The organism is Thermohalobaculum sp. (genome assembly GCF_058622915.1).
Genome location: NZ_JBZSYN010000020.1, coordinates 1 through 16,762, shown reverse-complemented (window position 1 = coordinate 16,762; position 16,762 = coordinate 1). Strand labels below are relative to the sequence as shown.

Genomic DNA, 16,762 nt, shown 5'->3' with positions numbered 1-16,762 from the left:
ATCGGCTTCGACGCGCGCGTCGCGGCGACCGAGGGCCACCCGATGGTGGTCGGCCACGACCTCTCTGCGGACGGGCCGCACGTCCTGTTCTACGGCCATTACGACGTTCAGCCCGCCGACCCGCTGGAGCTGTGGCAGCGCGATCCCTTCGATCCGGCCGTCGTCGCGCTCGAGGACGGCAGGCGCGTCATCTCGGCCCGCGGCGCCGGCGACGACAAGGGGCAGCTGATGACCTTCGTCGAGGCCTGCCGCGCCTGGCGCGCCGCGCACGGGGCGCTTCCCTGCAAGGTCACGATCCTGATCGAAGGCGAGGAAGAGACGGGCGGCGCCAGCCTGCCCCCCTTCCTCGACAAGCACCGCGACGAGCTGTCGGCCGATCTTGCGCTGATCTGCGACACCACCATGTGGGACGCGCAGACGCCCGCCATCACCACCATGCTGCGCGGCAACTTCGCCGAGCAGGTGACGATCCGCGCCGCCAACCGCGATCTGCATTCCGGAATGTACGGCAGCGCGGCGGCGAACCCGATCCACCTCCTGGCCCGCATCCTTGCCGCGTTGCACGACGGCGAGGGCCGCGTCACCCTCCCCGGCTTCTACGACGACGTGCCCGAGCTGTCCGAGGACCTGCGCGCGCAGTGGGCGAGGCTCGACTTCTCGGCCGAGCGCTTCCTCGGCGAGATCGGGCTGAGCGAGCCGGCCGGCGAGACCGGCTATTCGGTGCTCGAGCAGATCTGGGCCCGCCCCACGGCGGAGGTCAACGGCATCTGGGGCGGCTATACCGGGGCCGGCTTCAAGACCGTGATCCCGGCCGAGGCACATGCCAAGATCAGCTTCCGCCTGGTCGGCGCGCAGGACCCCGAGACCATCCGCGCCGCCTTCCGCCGTTTCGTCACCGAGCGCCTGCCCGGCGACTGCCGGGCCGAGTTCGTCGGCCGCGGCGGTGGCCCCGCCATCGCCTTCGCGCTCGACAGCCCCCCCTTCGCCGGGGCGCGCAAGGCCCTCAGCGAGGAGTGGGGCACCGAGGCGGCGTTGATCGCCACCGGCGGCTCGATCCCCGTGGTCTCGCAGTTCAAATCCATCCTCGGCATGGACAGCATGCTGATCGGCTTCGGCCTCGAGGACGACCGAATCCACAGCCCGAACGAGAAATACGAGATGACCAGCTTTACCAGGGGGGCGCGCAGCTGGGCCCGGATCCTCGCGGCGCTGGCCGCATGACGATCCGGCTGATCTATTCGGGCGGCACGATCGGTTGCGCCGGCACGCCGCTGACGCCGCTCGCCGCCGCCCGCTTCCACCAGCTGTGGGACCGCCACGTCGCGCCCCGGCTGGGCGACGCCGCCCTCGCCTGGCAGTGGCTGAGCCCCGCGCTCGATTCCTCGCAGATGACCCCGGCGGACTGGAGCCGGCTGGCCCGCCTCGTCCTTGCCGCCGGGGAGGAGGAGGCTGTGCTGCTGCTGCACGGCACCGACACCATGGCCTGGAGCGCGACCGCGCTGGTCCTCCTGCTGACGCATTACGAGGCCGACGGCACGCCCGCGGGCCGCTTCGCCAAGCCGGTGGTCATGACCGGAGCGCAACGGCCGCTGTTCGACGGCGACGGGCTGGCCGCCGGCACCGACGCGCTCGACAACCTGCACACGGCGCTGAGCGCCCTCGCGCTTGGCCGGCGCGAGGTGACGGTGGCCTTCGGCGGGCTCACCCTGCGCGGGTCGCGCGTGATGAAGATGTCGACCCGCGACGACCGGGCCTTCGAATACCCCAGGGGCGACGCCCCTGCCCCGCAGTTGCCCGTGGTCGGCGCCGAGGTGCTCACGGCCCAGCTCGACCGCCTCGCCCCGCATCTCGGGACCAGGGCGGTGGTCGCGGTGACGGCGGCGCCGAACGACCCCGCGCACCACCTCGCCCAGCTCCGGGCCACGGTTGAGAAACTAGATGAGAAACTCGGCGCAATCCACCTGCTGGGCTACGGACTTGGGAACTTTCCGGCCCGCGAGCAGCTGGCGCCCCTGCTGCGCTCGCTGCATGATCGCGGGGTCATCCTGGTCGCCGACAGCCAGGTGCCGCATGGCGATGTGGCGCCGGGGCTCTACGGCGCCGGGCACTGGCTGGAGGACTGCGGTGCGCTGTCGTCCGCCGACATGACGGCCGCGGCCGTGCAGGTGAAGCTGCATGTGGGCCTCGCCCTCGGCGCCGCGCGGGGCTGGGAGAGCGCCGCCGTCGAGCGCTTCTTCCTCGCCCCCGTGGCCGGCGAGCGGCAGGGCTGAGCAGACGCTAGTGCCGTCGGCGGCGCCCGCGCGTCTGCCCGCGCTCGGGCGTCATGCCGTGCGCTGCCTGGGCGAGCAGATCGGTCATGGGATGGCCGGGATGGGCCGTCCCGAGGTCGGCGTAGAGCTGTTTCGCGGCCGCGATCACATCCAGGCCGGCATCGAGCCCGATCGCCCAGTCGAAGAAGATGGCCCGGCACTCCTCCGCCCGGATGCCGTCGATCCGGTAGGCCTCGTGAATGAGGTCCCTCGGGTCGCAAGGATGCTTTCCGGCGCCGCGCATGCGCGGCAAGATGCGGCGGGAGGCGGAGGGGCTGGCGTCCGGCAGCGACATGCGGAGGGGCGTTTGCGGCTTGCGGCAGATCAAGGTCAGGAGTTGCCGGCGCGGCTAGCTCTGCTAGCATGAGACACTCAGGAGGACGTGCATGCTGACGATCCCGCTTACCACCCTGGCCTGGATCATCCTGAAGGCGCGCGAGTTCGACGTGAAGGACGTCGACACCGGCGAGATCGGCGATGAGGACGACGCGCTGGGCGTGCTCGAGGACCGCGCGGACGATCCGGTGGCTGACGAATTGACGAGCTGGATCAATGATATGAACGAGACCGAGCGGTCCGAGCTGGTGGCGCTGTTCTGGCTCGGCCGCGACGACGGCGACGCGGCCGACTTCCCCGGCCTGGTCGAGGAGGCGCGGGGCCTGCAGACCCGGGACACGGCGAAGTATCTCCTGGGCTCACCGATGCTGCCGGACTTCCTCGAAGATGCGCTCGAGCGGCTCGGCTACGACACCTCCGAGATCGAGAGCGAGATCGGCTGAGAGATAAGTCTGGGGTAGCCAGACACCCCATGCCGGGCTGCAGGTCGCCGCTCGACTCTTATAGGTCTTATATAAGACCAATAAGAATTTCCGGCCTTTCTTCAGCGAAATTTAACCACGTTCACAGGCGCCGGCGGGCCGCTCGCGCGCGGCTGTCGCGGACCGCTCAGGCGCCGGGAAGCGGACAGGCGGCGAGGCCCGCGGCGAGCGCCTGCGCCAGCGCCCGCACGTCCGAGCCGGCGGCAACCAGGTCGGCGCCCTCGGCCACGAGGCGGGCGGGATCGGCGCCCGGCCAGGGGAAGGCGCCGGCGAGCTTGCCCGCGCCCCGCGCGGCCGCGGCCATCTCGGCGAATGCGGCGAGGATCGCGGCGCTGTCGGCCACGGGGTCCAGAGCCCGGTCGGCGGCATAGTCCGAGGGGCCGAGGAAGAGCATGTCGACGCCCTCGACCGCCACGATCCGGGGCGCCGCGGCGAGCCCCTTCGCGGTCTCGATCTGCAGCGCGAGCAACGCGCGGTCGTTCCACGTGCGGGCATAGTCCGCATCGGAGCCATAACGCGCGGCGCGAGTGATCGCAGCGGCCATGCCGCGCGCGCCGAGCGGCGGCGCGAAGCTGGCGCGCACCGTGGCGCGGGCCTGATCGACCGTCTCGACATAGGGCACGATGATCCCGGCAGCCCCGGCGTCGAGCGCGTGCTTGATCGGACCCGGGCCGATATCGCCGACGCGGACCAGCGCCGGCGTTCCGGTCAGCTCGAGCGCGCGCAGCATGTCCGCAAGCGTCTCCGGCCCGATCTGGCCGTGCTCGGTGTCGATGACGCACAGCTCGGGCCCGGCGCGCCCGGCGATCTCGGCGGCCATCGGCGAGGGCAGGTCGAGCCAGAAACAACGCGCCGGCACGCGGCCGGCGAGACGGGCGAGCTTGTCGCGAGGGGGCGTCATGGGAGACGTCATGGGGACGTCATGGGGGGCGTCATGGCGGACCTCTCGCCGGGGACGGCCGGGCTCAGGAGGCCAGCCGCTCCATCACCTCGTCGGAGATGTCGAAATTGCCGGTCACGGACTGCACGTCGTCGTCGTCCTCAAGCACCGAGATCAGCTTGAACAGGGTCTCGGCGGTGTCGCCGTCGACCGGGGTCAGCGTCTGCGGGTGCCAAACCAGCCGGGTCGACTCGGCCTCGCCGAGGATCGCCTCGAGCGCCTGCGCGACGTCCGACAGATCGGTCGGGGCGCACCAGATGACGTGGTTGTCGTCGTCGGACTCCACGTCCTCGGCGCCGGCCTCGATGGCGGCCTCGAGCGCCTGCTCGGCGCTGGCCACAGCGGCCGGATAGACGATCTGGCCCTTGCGCTCGAACATGAACGAGACGGCGCCGGTCTCGGCCAGGTTGCCGCCGTGCTTGGAGAAGGTCGAGCGCACGTTCGAGGCGGTGCGGTTGCGGTTGTCGGTCATCGCCTCGACGATCATGGCGACGCCGCCGGGGCCATAGCCCTCGTAGCGGATCTCCTCGTAGGTATCGGCGTCGCCGCCCTGCGACTTGCGGATGGCGCGCTCGATCACGTCCTTGGGCACCGAGTTGGCCTTGGCGTCCTTCACCGCCAGGCGCAGCCGCGGGTTCTTCTCGGGATCGGGATCGCCCATCTTGGCGGCGACGGTGATTTCCTTCGCCAGCTTCGAGAACAGCTTCGAGCGGGCGGCGTCCTGGCGCCCCTTGCGGTGCTGAATGTTCGCCCATTTCGAATGGCCGGCCATCGGAAGATCTCCAAGGGTGATGGTGTGATGTAGCCGGCCTTATAAGGGAGCGCGGGCGCGCCTTTCAAGGGAGGCGCGGCGCCGGCGGCGCAGGGGCCGCCGGCGCGGAGGCGCCAGGCGCGGAGGCCTCAGGCGCGGAGGCCTCAGGCGGGGCCGACGCCCCAGATCGTTGCGGGCGTGCCGCCCAGGGTGAGGTTGGGCAGCCCGGTGAGCTGCCTCAGCGCGGTGGCCAGCACCCCGGCCACGCCGGCGATCAGCCGCTCGATGGTGGTGGTGGCAAGCGCCTGGATGTTGCGCACGAAGCGGATCACCATGCGCTCGATCTCCTCCTTCTCCTGCGCCAGCTGGGCATCCGAGATGGTGCCCGCGGCGTAGCCCTCGCCCAGCGTGAGCGTGAAGCGCGAGATCGCCTGCGCCTTGGCCACCGAATAGCCCTTGAGCAGCGCCAGGTCGGTCTCGAGGATCTGCGAGACGACGAGGCCGATATCGGCGGTGAGCTTGTCGATCGTCTGTGCCATCTGTCGGGCCTCCTCAGCGGTTGCGGTTGAGAATGTCGCGCTCGTAGACGAGCGTGTCGCGCAGGATGTCCTCGAGCGCGGTGAGCCGGAGCGAGACCTGCGCCGGATCGAGCCCCTGCGCCGGCGGCTCGGGCGCGGGGCCGGGCTCGGCGGGCTGCTTGCCCTGCCCCGCCTGCCAGCGCTTGAAGGCGGCGAGATAGGCGGCGACGGCATCGCGATGGCGCTCGAGCGCCGCCTGGTAGTCGGCGAGGCGGCGGGCCGGGTCGGCCGAGGCGGAGCGGTCGTAGGTCTCGAGCCGGTGCAGGTTGCGCAGGTAGTCGGTCATGTAGGCGGCGGTGGCGTCGCGGTATTCGTCGAGCCGCTGGGCCGCCTTGTCCGAGACCTTCTTCGCCAGCGCGGTGCTGGCACCGAGCCGCGCGGCCTGCATGATCAGTCCGCCGGGCTGCACCGCCGAACCGCGCGCCTGGGCCATGAGCCGGACGGTCTCGGCATGGGCGGCGAGGCTGCGGTACTGCGCCGCGCGGTCGTCGTAGCTGGCGGTCGTGCCGGGGGCGAGATCCTGGAACAGCCGCAAGGTCTCGCCGGTGAGGTCGGTCACCTGGCCGGCCAGGGCCGCGTCGTAGGCCGGCTCGCGCCCGATAGCGCAGGCGGCGAGCGCCGTGAGGGCGAGCAGGGCCACGAGGCCCTTGCCCCATCGCTCGATGGTGGCGCGTATGCTTGTCTCCTTTCCCGATGATCGCTCCGCGACCGCGGGGGCAAGCAAGGCGCGCCCGCAGCGCGGGGCTCGCCGGGCAGGCCTTAGGAAAGTTCGGTTAAGATTCCGTGCAGATCGCGGCGGGCGGGGCCAGGTGCGGGCTCGCCCCCGGTCGATGCGTGTGCCAGCGAAGCGCCGGGCCCGTGCCTCAGCGCCGCAGCCGCGGGCGCGCGGGCCGCCGCCGGCGGCGGCGCCACAGATCCGCCAGCCAGAACAGGCCGCCGAGCACGGCGAACTCGATCGCCGCGGGCCATTCCAGCAGCGTCAGGATGCCGGGGTCCCACAGCGCCGGGCTGATATGGCGCTGGATCGCGGGCTGCAGCAAGAGCAGGCTGTTGCGGTCGACCCACGCCCACCAGGCGCCGAGCGGCTGCAGCTGCACATGGCCGGCCATCAGCCCCGAGACGACATCGGCCCCGGCGATCACCGCCGCCAGGGCGAGAAACAGGTAGGCCAGAATCCGCAACATGCCCTCCTCCGGTGCGCGCATCGGGGCCTAGGCTATTGGTCGCGCGCTCCCTTGCCAATCACAAGCTCGGCATATAGCGTCCGCGCCTCTGGGAGAGGTGGCCGAGCGGTCGAAGGCGCACGCCTGGAAAGCGTGTATACCGGCAACGGTATCGTGGGTTCGAATCCCATCCTCTCCGCCACCGACCCCGGCAACCGTCGTTGGCTGAACAACAGGGCGGAGAACTCGCACCTGCCGTTCCGACGACGAAAATGAGCTATGCTCCGCTTCCCGCGCATGCAAAGCCTGCAAGAGTTCGCCGCCGTCCACGCCTCCGTCGACAACCACGTCAACCAGGAACGCAGCCTCTCCAGCCGGGACGTCTTCAAGCTCAACCGAACCGCCGCTCTCACCGAGTGGCGTCGACGCGGCGCGGCCTGAATTCCGGCGCTCCCCGGCAAACTGAGACCGGTTCGCATTCGTCTGAGAGCGCCTAGGTGGAGTGCGCCTCTTTCACCACCCGTTCGAGCAGCGAGTCGTAGATCGGTTTCGCACGCAGCAGGTGGACAACGAGCATCGACGTGAAGCAGGCCGCCAGCATCGGCAGCAACGCGGTGAAGGCGGCCGTCATTTCCGTAACCAGAATGATCCCGGTCACCGGGGCTTGCACGATGCCGGTGAACAGTGCAGCCATGCCGACGACGGCGAAGGCTTCCGGCTCGATACCAAGATGCGGGAACACCATAGAGGCAGCCGCGCCAAAGAGCAGGCCGAGTTGTGCACCAAGGACAAGGAGCGGCGCAAAGAGCCCTCCGGGCGTGCGCGCAGCGTAAGAGATAGGACCGAGGAAGAACCGGATCACGAAGGCCAGCGGGATGGCACTGTAGACCACGCCGCCGGACAGCAGCGTCTGGCTGATGTTGTTGCCGCCGCCGACCAGATTGGGGGTGAACCAGCCGACGGTCCCGACGAAGGCGCCGATAATGCCGGCCTTCAGCTCCACCGGCACACGCTCGAACTTCGCCATGAAGGACTGTGCGCCAAGAACGATGCGGGTGTAGCAACTCGCCACGACCCCCGTGACCGCTCCGAAGACGATGTAGACAAACCAGGTCGCGTCTTCTGCGTAGGGTAGTGGCCCGGTGGCGGAGGCAGTGTGCGACAGGATCACGACCTGGAAGTCGGGCGCGTTGCCGAGAAACAGGCGGGAGACGATGATCGCGGTCGAGGAGGTGGCCAGCGCCACGATCGTCATGCGCGGCTCGAACCTGCGCACGAGTTCCTCGAGCACGAAGACGGCCCCGGCGATGGGGGCGTTGAAGGCGACGGCAAGGCCGGCCCCGGCGCCCGCGGCGAGCAGGAAGCGCAGTTCTTCCGTCGAGTGGCGGAACAGTTGGCCGACGAGGTGGGCGACGACGGCCCCCATCTGCACGCTTGGGCCTTCGCGACCGAGCGCGAGGCCGCCGCCGATGGCCGAGATCCCGCCGATGAACTTGACCGGCAGCAGGCGCGGCGGGGTCGGCGGCAGTTCGCCGTTCAGCGCGGCCTCGATCTGGGGGATGCCGCTGCCGGAGGCATGGGGCGAAAAACGGTGCACGAGCCAGGCAGCGAAGGCGGCGGCGGCGGCGCTTCCCAGCAGGAGCGCAATGAAGCCAAGTACGGGTGCCTCATGCCCGCGGGCGATCATTTCGGTGCGGAAGACGTCGGCCTTGTCGAGGACGATGCGGAAGATCGCGTCTACCAGGCCCGCGCCGGCACCCACCACCGGTGCAAGAAGCGAGACGAGCAGGAGGCGACTGAGGCTTCGGTCAGCCGGTAACGGATTGTGGAGCGCCTCTTCGTCTTCTGGTTCGTCAATCTCGCTTTCCGGAGCGACCATATCGTCCTGGACAGGTGAGTTCGTATCTATCAAAGCAGCCACACTGCCAACTGCCTGCCGACGCTGACACATCAGTCGCGATCACGGAAGGAAAAGTTTGGCGTTATCCGTTCTTTAATGATTTCAGATACTGCCCGCCTTCGACCTTGATCACGCCTTTGGCCGAAGTCCACTACCTGACGACGCTCAAATATCGATCACCGCCGAGACGCATGAAACTTTGGGACAAGGCACACCGAGAGGCGGTTCATGGCAGTAGTGAATGGCAGCAGTGATCCTGCGCTACGACGTGAATTTGGACTCGAGGTAAAAACCTCGACACCGAACGTGCTCAGCGAGCTGGTGCTCTTGTCCCACCACAGATCGCAGGTCTCCGTGCGTATCGGCGCCTCTCGTCAGCTTGCGAGCCAGGTCTGAAAGCGCCCGATCAGGTCAGGTCCGTAGATGGACCAGAACGATGCACTTTTCGCGATCGACCACTTCAGGTGATCCGGAGATGTTGGCAGGTACGGCATCATCTTGATCTTGGCATTCTTGAAATAGGTAATGTCGGCCATCTGCGCGAATGACGATTTCCGAGCCGGCGAGTAGGCGATGTAGCGCGCCTGTTCGGCAAGGCTCTTGGTGGAGGTCGAGAACCGCAGGAAATCCATCGCGCGCTTCTGCCGGTCCTTCGGCAAGATGGCGGGAACCACCCAGCCATCCCACTCGTAAAGCCCGCCATCCCAGATGAAGCCAAGCGGGTCGCCATTCGCGACGATCGCGTCGAAGATCCGGCCATTGTAGGCCGAGGCAATGGTCACCTCCCCCTGAGCCAGCATTTGCTGCGGCTCGGTGCCTTCGCTCCACCACATCACATGCGGCTTCAACTCGTCGAGCTTCTTGAACGCGCGCTCCACGCCGGCCGGGGTCGCCAGCACCTCGTAAATCTTGTCCTTGGCCACGCCATCCGCATAGAGCGCCCATTCCAGGTTGCCGGCCGGGATTTTTTGCAGGCCGCGCTTGCCGGCGAACCTGGCCATGTCAAAGACGTCCTGGACAGAGCGCGGGCCGCCGTTCGGGAAGGCAACCTTGTTGTAGCAGAACATCGTGTTGTAGGAGATGGTCGAGACGAAGCCGCCGGACTTGTCGTCGCCGCCGCTGAGCGAGCCTTTGGCGAAGTCGTCCCAGGCGGACGTCCCGTCGGGCGCCCGGTCGAGGTCCTTGTCCCAGACAATTTCCCGCAGCAGCCCCTGGCTGTAGAGCCGGTTGGCATCCGCCTGCAGCATGTCGACGATATCCCAGCTAACCCAGCTGGCGTTGCCGCCCTGCTCCTGCGCGGTAATGAGCGCTGGGCCGTTACTCGATTTCTCGATGTTGTTGAACTTGAAGCCGGTCTCCCTGCTATAGGGCTCCTCATAGGCGTTGATCTGGCTCGACTGATAGGCCCCGCCCCACGAGCAGAGGTTGATCGTCGCGCCGGCAGCCAGCGCGCTGCGCACGCCGATCAGCGAACCCAGGGACGAGAGCGAGACCAGCCCGGCGGTCGAGGCGCCGAGCGCCAAAAGGTCCCGGCGCGAAACCGGAAGTGTCCCGGACTCTGGATCCCATGTTTTCTTTGCCATGTCGTCCTTCTTGCTCGCTCGGCGTCTTTGGTCGTTCTCGTTGAGCCTTTGGCTGGTTGAAATCCCAATGCACTGTTTGCTCGCCTTCCATTATAGCTCATCGGAAGCTCAACGATGCCTAAGTCCAGCCAGTTGCTGGAAAATGGGTGATCAGAACACCAGCTTTATGTCGTTGCCGGTGAGTCGTTTGCACGCCTTTCGAACGGCCTCCGAGGTCAAGGACCGGGAGACGGAGGCGTTGTTTACCGAAATAGCTGCGGGTCGCAGGCCGCGGGGGTGGCCGACTGAATTCAGCAGGTAGCTGCATGCACCGACCGGCAAGCTGTGCCAGTCGACAGTATATGTCGCTTTACCGGACCCGGTCACGGTTATGCGGGTGCGAAAGGGTGAGTAGATTGCCTTCCCGTCCGGAGTGAAATCTCGTCGGCGGAGCTGACTGTAGTCCCTCACGACGGGGACGAGATTGCCCTTGCTGTAGGAGTCCTGCGAAGAAAATGCCAAGTTGATAGCGCCGGTAATCTGGGCCTCATCAATGCCAACTGCGGAATAGTTGAATCCTCCGAACAGAACCGAGTAGGTCCAAGCGATCCCGATCACGAAGGCCGCCACCAGACCGGCAACGAGCGTGCGGCCGAAAACGCCACCGGGACTGGCCACGTTGTCCGGGTTTGGACCCTTGCCGAGCGCGCGTCTGGCCTGGGCTGCTGTTGGGGCGGCGCTCCCGGAGTGGGATGGTGCAACGATGGATTGGTCGGAGGTTGCCATCAAGGCGGTTCCTGCTTCTTCTGCCCGCCGTTGTAGCAGATTTCCGCGAAGACTTCTGCAGGGCCGGGTCTCGAATTTGGTGAAGGGCCCTGTGAGAGCAAACCGGCTTTGCGCTGGTCTCGGGCCGATCGCAGCGTTTCGGCATGACGAATCCGAACCCTCTTCGCTACGGCAAAACCCCGCCCGAGATCATCCGCCTGGCGGTGATGATGTATGTCCGCCTCCCGCTGTCGCTGCGCCATGTCGGGGACCTGGTGCACGAGCGCGGAATCGAGATCGGCCACGAGACAGTGCGGTTCTGGTGGAACCGGTTCGGCCCGATGTTCGCCAGCGAGATCAGGCGCAGGCGTGTTGACCGGAGCCGCCGCGCTCGGAAATCGATGTCAGCTTTATCGCCGACTCGGTCATCCTGCTGCGGCATTATCCGATCGGCGGGGAGATCCGGCGCACCCTTGCGGTCTTGAAGAAACGCCAGAGCGCCCACCAGCGGCGCATCAAGAACTTCATCATCGCGCCGAACGAAGTGGCGGTCAGGGAGTTCAGCGAGGCGGAAAGTGCCAACCTGCCGGTGAATCCGACTGCGCACATCTACGAGCCGTGACGCAACCGGAGGAAAGCCTCCTGATCTACGCGCCGCTGGCCAGAGACGCAAACGCGCTGGCCGCGTCGGTCAAGGCACTTGATCTGACATCCCGGATCTGCCGCAGCAGAGAGGATTTCACAGTGGCTCTGGCCGAGAGTCCGCTCTGCGCCATCGTGTCCGAGGAGGGAGCAAGAACACTCACCCTCGAAGCAATGAAGCCAGCTTTGGGAGACGCGCCGAGCTGGTCGACCGTGCCGCTGATCTTCGTGGTCGGACATGCGGGTCGCCCGCCACAGATCTGCAGCGAGCTGCTGTCCCACACCACACCCGCAACGGCGGTGATCCTGCAACGACCCGTAAGCCCGACCGCGCTGCACCTCGTCATCAAGAACCAGATTCAACTTCGTCGCCGCCAGTTCGACACGGCCGAGCTCCTGCGCAGGGTAGAGCAGAGCGAGCGGCGGCAGCGGTTCCTGCTGTCCGAGCTGCGGCACCGAACCTACAACATGCTGTCGATCATCCAGGCGAAGCTCCACTTGACCGCCGAATACCATGACAGCGTCGAGAGCTTCGCCAAGAGCCTGTCGGCGCGGATTCAATCGCTCGCCGAGACACACAGGCGGCTGGTGGAAAGCGATGGCAACGCCATGAGCCTGCGCGAGCTGCTGTCCGATCAGCTGGCGCCCTATCGCCTTTCACAGGGGCAGTCGGAGCTTGAGGGCCCAAAGGTCCTGCTGAGCGAGCACTTCGCGTTCGCCATGTCGCTGATCGTGCACGAACTGGCGACGAATGCCGCCAAGTACGGAGCCCTGTCGCGAGAGAGCGGTCGCGTGAAGGTCACGTGGACGACAGATGACGGTGCGCTGACACTCTCCTGGATGGAAGACGGTGGCCCCCGGCTCGAGCCGCCAAGCCGAAGGGGCTTTGGAACCAGGATGATCGAGCAGTTGCCGGCCCGATACGAGGGCACATGCGCACTGGACTTTCCTCCCGGCGGCCTTGTCTGGACCCTGCGGGTTCCGCTCGGCGAGATCGCCGGCTGAAGTTGTACCCTGGCGTTCAGGCGGGGTCGGCGACCCTGGGGCCGATGCTGTTGTCGGGTGAGAGCTGGAGGCGCTCGCTGTCGCGCAGATAGGGCAGTCTCGCCCGTGCCGCCGCGATCTCACGCTTCACGAGCCTCGCCCCGATCAGGTCCTCGCAACGGCGGGCAATCGCCCGCTCGCGCCCGTCGGGGCCAATGATCCGGCTGCCGCCGAAGTAGGCGAGCCCGCGCTCGGTGCCGGCATAGTCCGCATAGGCAAGGAACAGGCCGTTCTCGAAGGCGCGGGTCGGCACCAGCCGCTCGGCGACGACGTCCCATTCAGCCCCCAGGGCGGTCGGCACCAGGATCAACTCGGCGCCCGCCTGCGCCGCGGCGCGGGCAGCCTCGGGAAACTCGATATCGTAGCAGATCAGGATTGCGACACGCCAACCGTCGAGATCGAACAGGGCCACCCTGGCATGGGGCTGGAAATAGCTCCGCTCATAGGGGTTCGGCAGCGCCAGCTTGCGGTGATTGGCGAGGGTCCGGCCATCGCGACCGATGCAGAGCGCCGAGTTGTAAATCGTCGCGCCGCACGCCTCAGGATAACCGTAGGCGATCGCCAGGCCATGGCCCCGAGCGATCCCCGCCACGTCGCGAGCAAAGGGGCCGTCCACGGCCTCGGCGCGCGCGCGGAGCGCTTCGCCCACGTGATAGCCCGAGAGGAACAACTCCGGGCACAGAAGCACCGCGGCCCCGGTCGAGGCCGCCCGTCCGGCAGCCCGGTCGAGACGGCCCAGCCGGTCATCCGCGTGGGCATCGTCCACACCAGGCTGGAAGATCGTGACCCGGAGGCTCTCCTGCATCATGCCCGTCCCTCACACGACCAGGACGCCGCGCGGGTACTCGGTGAGGTAGTCGAATCCGCCCTCGGTCACGACGATGGAGTCGCCGATCCGCCCCGCGGTGCTGCCTGCGACCGAAATCCCGCCATCGACCGCGAAGGTCATGCCGGCCCGCAGCACCGTTGTGTCCCCAGCCTTGAGTTCGGGGGCTTCCAGATAGGCGACGCCGATCGAGCGACCCGTGCGGTAGCCGGGTGCGAAGCCGTTGCTGCGGTAGACCTCGTTTGCCGCCGCTGCCACGTCCTCGGCCAGCACCCCAGGGTGAATCGCGGTCAGGGCCGCCTGCTGGGCGGCGACCGCCGTCTCCTGGATACGCGCCGCATCCTTGGACGCCTCGCCAATGAAGAACATCCTGTCGAAGCCAAGCCGATAGTGGCGGAACTCGGCCAGGTTGCAAAAGCAGAAGTAGACCGGATCGCCTCGCTCGAGGCGCTTCACCCCCGCGCGCCGGTGCACCATCGCGGTATCCCGGCCGCTCTGCATGATCTGCAGATTGTGGATCACCGGCGAGACGAAGCGGTCGAGCCCCTGGGCGGTCAGGAACCCCGCGGCGGCCCGGGTTCCTGCCGCCAGCACCGCCAGGGCGGATTCGTATTCGGGCGCGCCCTCGGCGAGCGAGTCATGGGCCGCCTGCATCATCGCGCCGGCAATGGCGCCGGCCTGTCGCATGATGCCGATCTCGAGCGGCGACTTGATCATTCTCATGCTCGCAACGATCGGCGAGATGTCGCGCAGCTGCGTGCCCGGATAACTGTCGGCGAGCCAGTTCAGGAACACCGCCGGCGCCAGATTGCGTTCGATCCAGATTTCCCCTGCGCCGGCGCCAGACGCGCGGCCGAGCACAGCGCGCCAGCCGTTTGGACCGGCGTCCTCCCAGGGGCGGATCTCGGCCACCCAGGTCATGGCGGCGACCATTTCCTGCTCCATCAGCGGCGTCACGACGACAGGCTCGTCGTCGGCGGGCACCACCAGGAAGGTCGGCCGGCCGAACTCGATGCCGAGATAGCCCCAGAACCCTGCGAAGTAGGCGATCGTGGATTCGTCGGTCAGGATCGCGAGCGGGATGCGCTCGGCCGCCATGGCGCGCCGAAGCCGCTCGAGGCGCCCCTTGGCTTCTTCCAGCATCCTCTAAGGTCCCCTATGGCCGCCGCAAACGCGCGCGCAAGCCCAGTTCGCGCGCACACCGGCGAAGCTGCACCCGAGCCGGTGTGCGTCCTCGTCGCCTGTCATTCTTGCAATGCACAGCTTGAAACAGGTTTTGCGGTCGTCTGGAAGTGGAATCTGCGCTGTCGGACCAGCGAACGGCGGCGCGGTTACCGATTGCGGCTGGTGCGGGCTTTCCATGGCCAACGGTCCCGGGCTCTCGGCCCTGACCCCGTCAGGCAGCGCCCCCGCACACAGGCCTTCTCAAACCTCGACCAGGTATGAGAAAACGGCGCACCTCAGAGGAGTCGAGCCAAAGTCCGCAGCATTGCAGGCCCACCGCGCCGACGGTCATGCAGGGATCGCCGCGCCGCCCTTTGGCGAACAACAACACGCCTTAGACTGGGTCTCGACACCGTCTACCCTCATATTGGCATAGAACGCATGTCGGGCCGGAGCCCACAGGAAACCACCTGCCGCTCATCACTCAAGCCCTCGCGAGCGCGTGGAGACGGGTCCACGACGCTGGCTCGACAACCCTGAGAGAGGATCGTCGGCGACACGTTGCTGGAGGCGCCAATGGGCAAGGGAAGAGCAATGCCGGCCAGGAGCGACAACCGGGGCGACGGCGATTCCGCTTCGCGCGGCCTGCGCGCAAGGACAGGACCGCGCCGCGACCTGCTGGCGCTGGCCGGCTTCGTCGCCCTGTGCCTTTCTGTCGCGGCGGCCGGCGGCGCGGTCACCGCGACCAGCGTCGGGACCTGGTATCAATCGCTCGAGAAGCCGCCCTTCAATCCGCCCGACTGGGTGTTCGCGCCGGTCTGGACCACGCTCTACCTGCTCATGGCGGTCGCCGCCTGGCGTGTCTGGCGCGCGCCCGGTTCGCCCAAGCGCGTCGCCGCGCTTGCCGACTTCTCGGTGCAGCTGGCGCTCAATCTCGCCTGGTCCGTGCTCTTCTTCGGCCTCCAGCTGATTGCCGCCGCGCTGGTCGAGATCCTGTTCCTTCTGGCCGCGATCACGATGACCACGATCCGGTTCCGGCGCATCGACCCGCTGGCCGGCACGCTGTTCCTCCCCTACCTGCTGTGGGTCGCCTACGCGACGATCCTGAACGCGGCACTCTGGTGGCTGAACTGATCGACCGAGTAGTGCTTGCGGGTCTTGCGCTTGATGCCTCTGACCAGCCTGTCTGCGGCATCCTTCGATGGTCCGGATTTCCTGTTCATCTTCGCTCCTTGGTGGCTCCGATGAGCCAGAAATCCTCCGTTTCTCAAACGCTTATATCGTTTTGGCAGATGCCGACGTCAGACACCCGGAAATGATCGCGGGCGGGCCCAGCGTCACTGTGCAATGCCTCCCAAAACGCACTCGAGCCGGACGGGGAAGGTGAAAAGGATCCCGGTGCCCTCCCGCCCGGGTGGCCGGTGGTGTCCAACTGGCCGATGGGCCGCTGCGGGGAGCTTCGGTCATCAGGCCAACTGGCGGGGGTTTGCCGATGTCTTCATATAGGTGCGGTGAAGGCGGGCGTCTTGCGGAACCACATCCCGGATTTCCCGCGCCAGCGGAAAGAATGCGAAAGGAACTGCACCCATGGATATCGGATACTCGCGCCGCCTAGCCAGCCGCTTTTTTGCAGCTGCACTCGAGCGCGGCATGATGGCCACCCTGATCTCGCTGATGCTTCTTGTCGGGGCGACGGCCACCGGAGAGAGCGCCCAGCGGCTCTCGCAAATGCACATCGCAGCGTCCGACGCCGCGTAAATCCCTGTGTAATTCTGCCTGAAGAGCGAGCCAGGCAGCCGAAGTCCGTGACCGCGGGTCGTTTCCGCTCGCGCCCGGCCGGAGGCCGTCGGGTGAACGGCCCCGGCAACGGCCAGGTGCCAATGGCGCAGAGCGCGGCCCAGATGGAAGGCTTGGAGAATGTTCGGTAAGAGAACTGCATTGGCGGAGCCATTGGCGAGCGTGCCGGCGCCTGCCACTGCGGGCGTACCGCGTGCCGCTGCCCCAGCGCCCGTAGCGATCCTTCCCACCGCTGCAACGCCCAAGTCGTCCCGGTTCCCGGATGCAGACAAGGCGGGACCGTATCAAGCCCTGAAGAAGTCGGTCTTCGACGCCCTCATCGATGCAATCGATGTGGCGCAACTGATGAAACTCGACGCCGAGCAGGCGCGCTCGGAGATCCGTCAGATTGTCGGGGACATTCTGGCGGTGAAGAAGGTTGTGATGACGGTGACCGAGCAGGAGGCGCTGCTCGACGACGTGTGCAACGACATTCTGGGCTATGGCCCGCTCGAGCCGCTACT

The 16,762-nt window shown here is 67.2% G+C and carries 18 protein-coding genes, 1 tRNA gene and 3 pseudogenes; 11 read left to right on the top strand and 11 right to left on the bottom strand.

The genetic code is table 11. The annotated features are described in order from the left end of the window. The coding region (locus AC32QD_RS01625) for a M20/M25/M40 family metallo-hydrolase (protein ID WP_492008732.1) at positions 1 to 1,221 on the top strand (1,221 nt) is incomplete at its 5' end. Beyond that, on the top strand, positions 1,218 to 2,270 hold the full coding sequence (locus AC32QD_RS01620) for an asparaginase domain-containing protein (RefSeq protein ID WP_492008731.1): 1,053 nt from the start codon (positions 1,218 to 1,220) through the stop codon (positions 2,268 to 2,270). The genes AC32QD_RS01625 and AC32QD_RS01620, both read left to right, overlap by 4 nt. A gap of 7 nt (positions 2,271 to 2,277) precedes the next feature. Here AC32QD_RS01620 and AC32QD_RS01615 read toward each other — a convergent pair whose 3' ends face one another. After that, complete coding sequence (locus AC32QD_RS01615) at positions 2,278 to 2,604, bottom strand: hypothetical protein (RefSeq protein WP_492008730.1); 327 nt, start codon at positions 2,602 to 2,604, stop codon at positions 2,278 to 2,280. Positions 2,605 to 2,695: 91 nt separating this feature from the next. Between AC32QD_RS01615 and AC32QD_RS01610 the strand changes: the two genes are divergently transcribed. Further along, complete coding sequence (locus AC32QD_RS01610; RefSeq protein WP_492008729.1) at positions 2,696 to 3,088, top strand: DUF3775 domain-containing protein; 393 nt, start codon at positions 2,696 to 2,698, stop codon at positions 3,086 to 3,088. Positions 3,089 to 3,254: 166 nt separating this feature from the next. Here AC32QD_RS01610 and AC32QD_RS01605 read toward each other — a convergent pair whose 3' ends face one another. From AC32QD_RS01605 to AC32QD_RS01585, 5 genes are all read right to left on the bottom strand, one after another. Next, positions 3,255 to 4,028, bottom strand: coding sequence for an HpcH/HpaI aldolase family protein (locus tag AC32QD_RS01605; protein WP_492008728.1), 774 nt, complete (start codon positions 4,026 to 4,028; stop codon positions 3,255 to 3,257). A gap of 64 nt (positions 4,029 to 4,092) precedes the next feature. After that, positions 4,093 to 4,839 (bottom strand): YebC/PmpR family DNA-binding transcriptional regulator, encoded by a 747-nt coding sequence (locus AC32QD_RS01600; RefSeq protein ID WP_492008727.1) that lies wholly within the window; start codon positions 4,837 to 4,839, stop codon positions 4,093 to 4,095. A 143-nt stretch (positions 4,840 to 4,982) separates the two neighbouring features. Further along, positions 4,983 to 5,357: a hypothetical protein gene (locus AC32QD_RS01595; protein WP_492008726.1), complete on the bottom strand. Its 375-nt coding sequence runs from the start codon at positions 5,355 to 5,357 to the stop codon at positions 4,983 to 4,985. A 13-nt stretch (positions 5,358 to 5,370) separates the two neighbouring features. Next, complete coding sequence (locus tag AC32QD_RS01590; protein ID WP_492008725.1) at positions 5,371 to 6,036, bottom strand: hypothetical protein; 666 nt, start codon at positions 6,034 to 6,036, stop codon at positions 5,371 to 5,373. 223 nt (positions 6,037 to 6,259) lie between these two features. After that, positions 6,260 to 6,580: a hypothetical protein gene (locus tag AC32QD_RS01585; protein ID WP_492008724.1), complete on the bottom strand. Its 321-nt coding sequence runs from the start codon at positions 6,578 to 6,580 to the stop codon at positions 6,260 to 6,262. Positions 6,581 to 6,671: 91 nt separating this feature from the next. Here AC32QD_RS01585 and AC32QD_RS01580 point away from each other — a divergent pair. Together AC32QD_RS01580 and AC32QD_RS01575 are read left to right on the top strand one after the other, a co-directional pair. Beyond that, positions 6,672 to 6,761 (top strand) — tRNA-Ser (locus AC32QD_RS01580). 17 nt (positions 6,762 to 6,778) lie between these two features. Then, positions 6,779 to 7,000: pseudogene (locus AC32QD_RS01575) on the top strand (IS6 family transposase); the annotation flags it as partial. Positions 7,001 to 7,052: 52 nt separating this feature from the next. Here AC32QD_RS01575 and clcA read toward each other — a convergent pair. The 3 genes from clcA to AC32QD_RS01560 form a co-directional block, all read right to left on the bottom strand. Next, positions 7,053 to 8,438 carry a H(+)/Cl(-) exchange transporter ClcA gene (clcA, locus tag AC32QD_RS01570; RefSeq protein WP_492008723.1) on the bottom strand — a complete coding sequence of 462 codons (1,386 nt, stop codon included), beginning with the start codon at positions 8,436 to 8,438 and terminating at the stop codon, positions 7,053 to 7,055. Positions 8,439 to 8,833: 395 nt separating this feature from the next. Beyond that, positions 8,834 to 10,042: an extracellular solute-binding protein gene (locus AC32QD_RS01565; protein WP_492008722.1), complete on the bottom strand. Its 1,209-nt coding sequence runs from the start codon at positions 10,040 to 10,042 to the stop codon at positions 8,834 to 8,836. Positions 10,043 to 10,192: 150 nt separating this feature from the next. Continuing rightward, positions 10,193 to 10,807, bottom strand: coding sequence for a hypothetical protein (locus AC32QD_RS01560; protein WP_492008721.1), 615 nt, complete (start codon positions 10,805 to 10,807; stop codon positions 10,193 to 10,195). A 143-nt stretch (positions 10,808 to 10,950) separates the two neighbouring features. On the opposite strand from AC32QD_RS01560, the pseudogene AC32QD_RS01555 reads away from it, so the two are divergent. From AC32QD_RS01555 to AC32QD_RS01545, 3 genes and pseudogenes are all read left to right on the top strand, one after another. Further along, positions 10,951 to 11,172, top strand: a pseudogene (locus tag AC32QD_RS01555) (IS6 family transposase); the annotation flags it as partial. A gap of 11 nt (positions 11,173 to 11,183) precedes the next feature. Continuing rightward, positions 11,184 to 11,408, top strand: coding sequence for an ATPase domain-containing protein (locus tag AC32QD_RS01550; RefSeq protein ID WP_492008733.1), 225 nt, complete (start codon positions 11,184 to 11,186; stop codon positions 11,406 to 11,408). Then, the gene (locus AC32QD_RS01545; protein WP_492008720.1) at positions 11,405 to 12,433 is read left to right on the top strand and encodes a sensor histidine kinase; all 1,029 of its coding nucleotides are present in this window, start codon (positions 11,405 to 11,407) and stop codon (positions 12,431 to 12,433) included. Before AC32QD_RS01550 ends, AC32QD_RS01545 begins: the two co-directional genes overlap by 4 nt. Before the next feature lie 16 nt (positions 12,434 to 12,449). Here the strand turns inward: AC32QD_RS01545 and AC32QD_RS01540 are convergent, their stop codons facing one another. Further along, positions 12,450 to 13,277 carry a carbon-nitrogen hydrolase family protein gene (locus tag AC32QD_RS01540; protein WP_492008719.1) on the bottom strand — a complete coding sequence of 276 codons (828 nt, stop codon included), beginning with the start codon at positions 13,275 to 13,277 and terminating at the stop codon, positions 12,450 to 12,452. Between the two features lie 12 nt (positions 13,278 to 13,289). Then, positions 13,290 to 14,441, bottom strand: a complete 1,152-nt coding sequence (locus AC32QD_RS01535) for a M24 family metallopeptidase (RefSeq protein ID WP_492008718.1) — start codon at positions 14,439 to 14,441, stop codon at positions 13,290 to 13,292. Positions 14,442 to 15,056: 615 nt separating this feature from the next. On the opposite strand from AC32QD_RS01535, the gene AC32QD_RS01530 reads away from it, so the two are divergent. The 3 genes and pseudogenes from AC32QD_RS01530 to AC32QD_RS01520 all read left to right on the top strand — a co-directional run. Then, a complete protein-coding gene (locus tag AC32QD_RS01530; protein WP_492008717.1) occupies positions 15,057 to 15,596 on the top strand; it encodes a TspO/MBR family protein in 540 nt (179 codons plus the stop codon). Between the two features lie 453 nt (positions 15,597 to 16,049). Next, a complete protein-coding gene (locus tag AC32QD_RS01525) occupies positions 16,050 to 16,220 on the top strand; it encodes a hypothetical protein (RefSeq protein ID WP_492008716.1) in 171 nt (56 codons plus the stop codon). 159 nt (positions 16,221 to 16,379) lie between these two features. Further along, a pseudogene (locus AC32QD_RS01520) lies at positions 16,380 to 16,762 on the top strand (hypothetical protein); the annotation flags it as partial.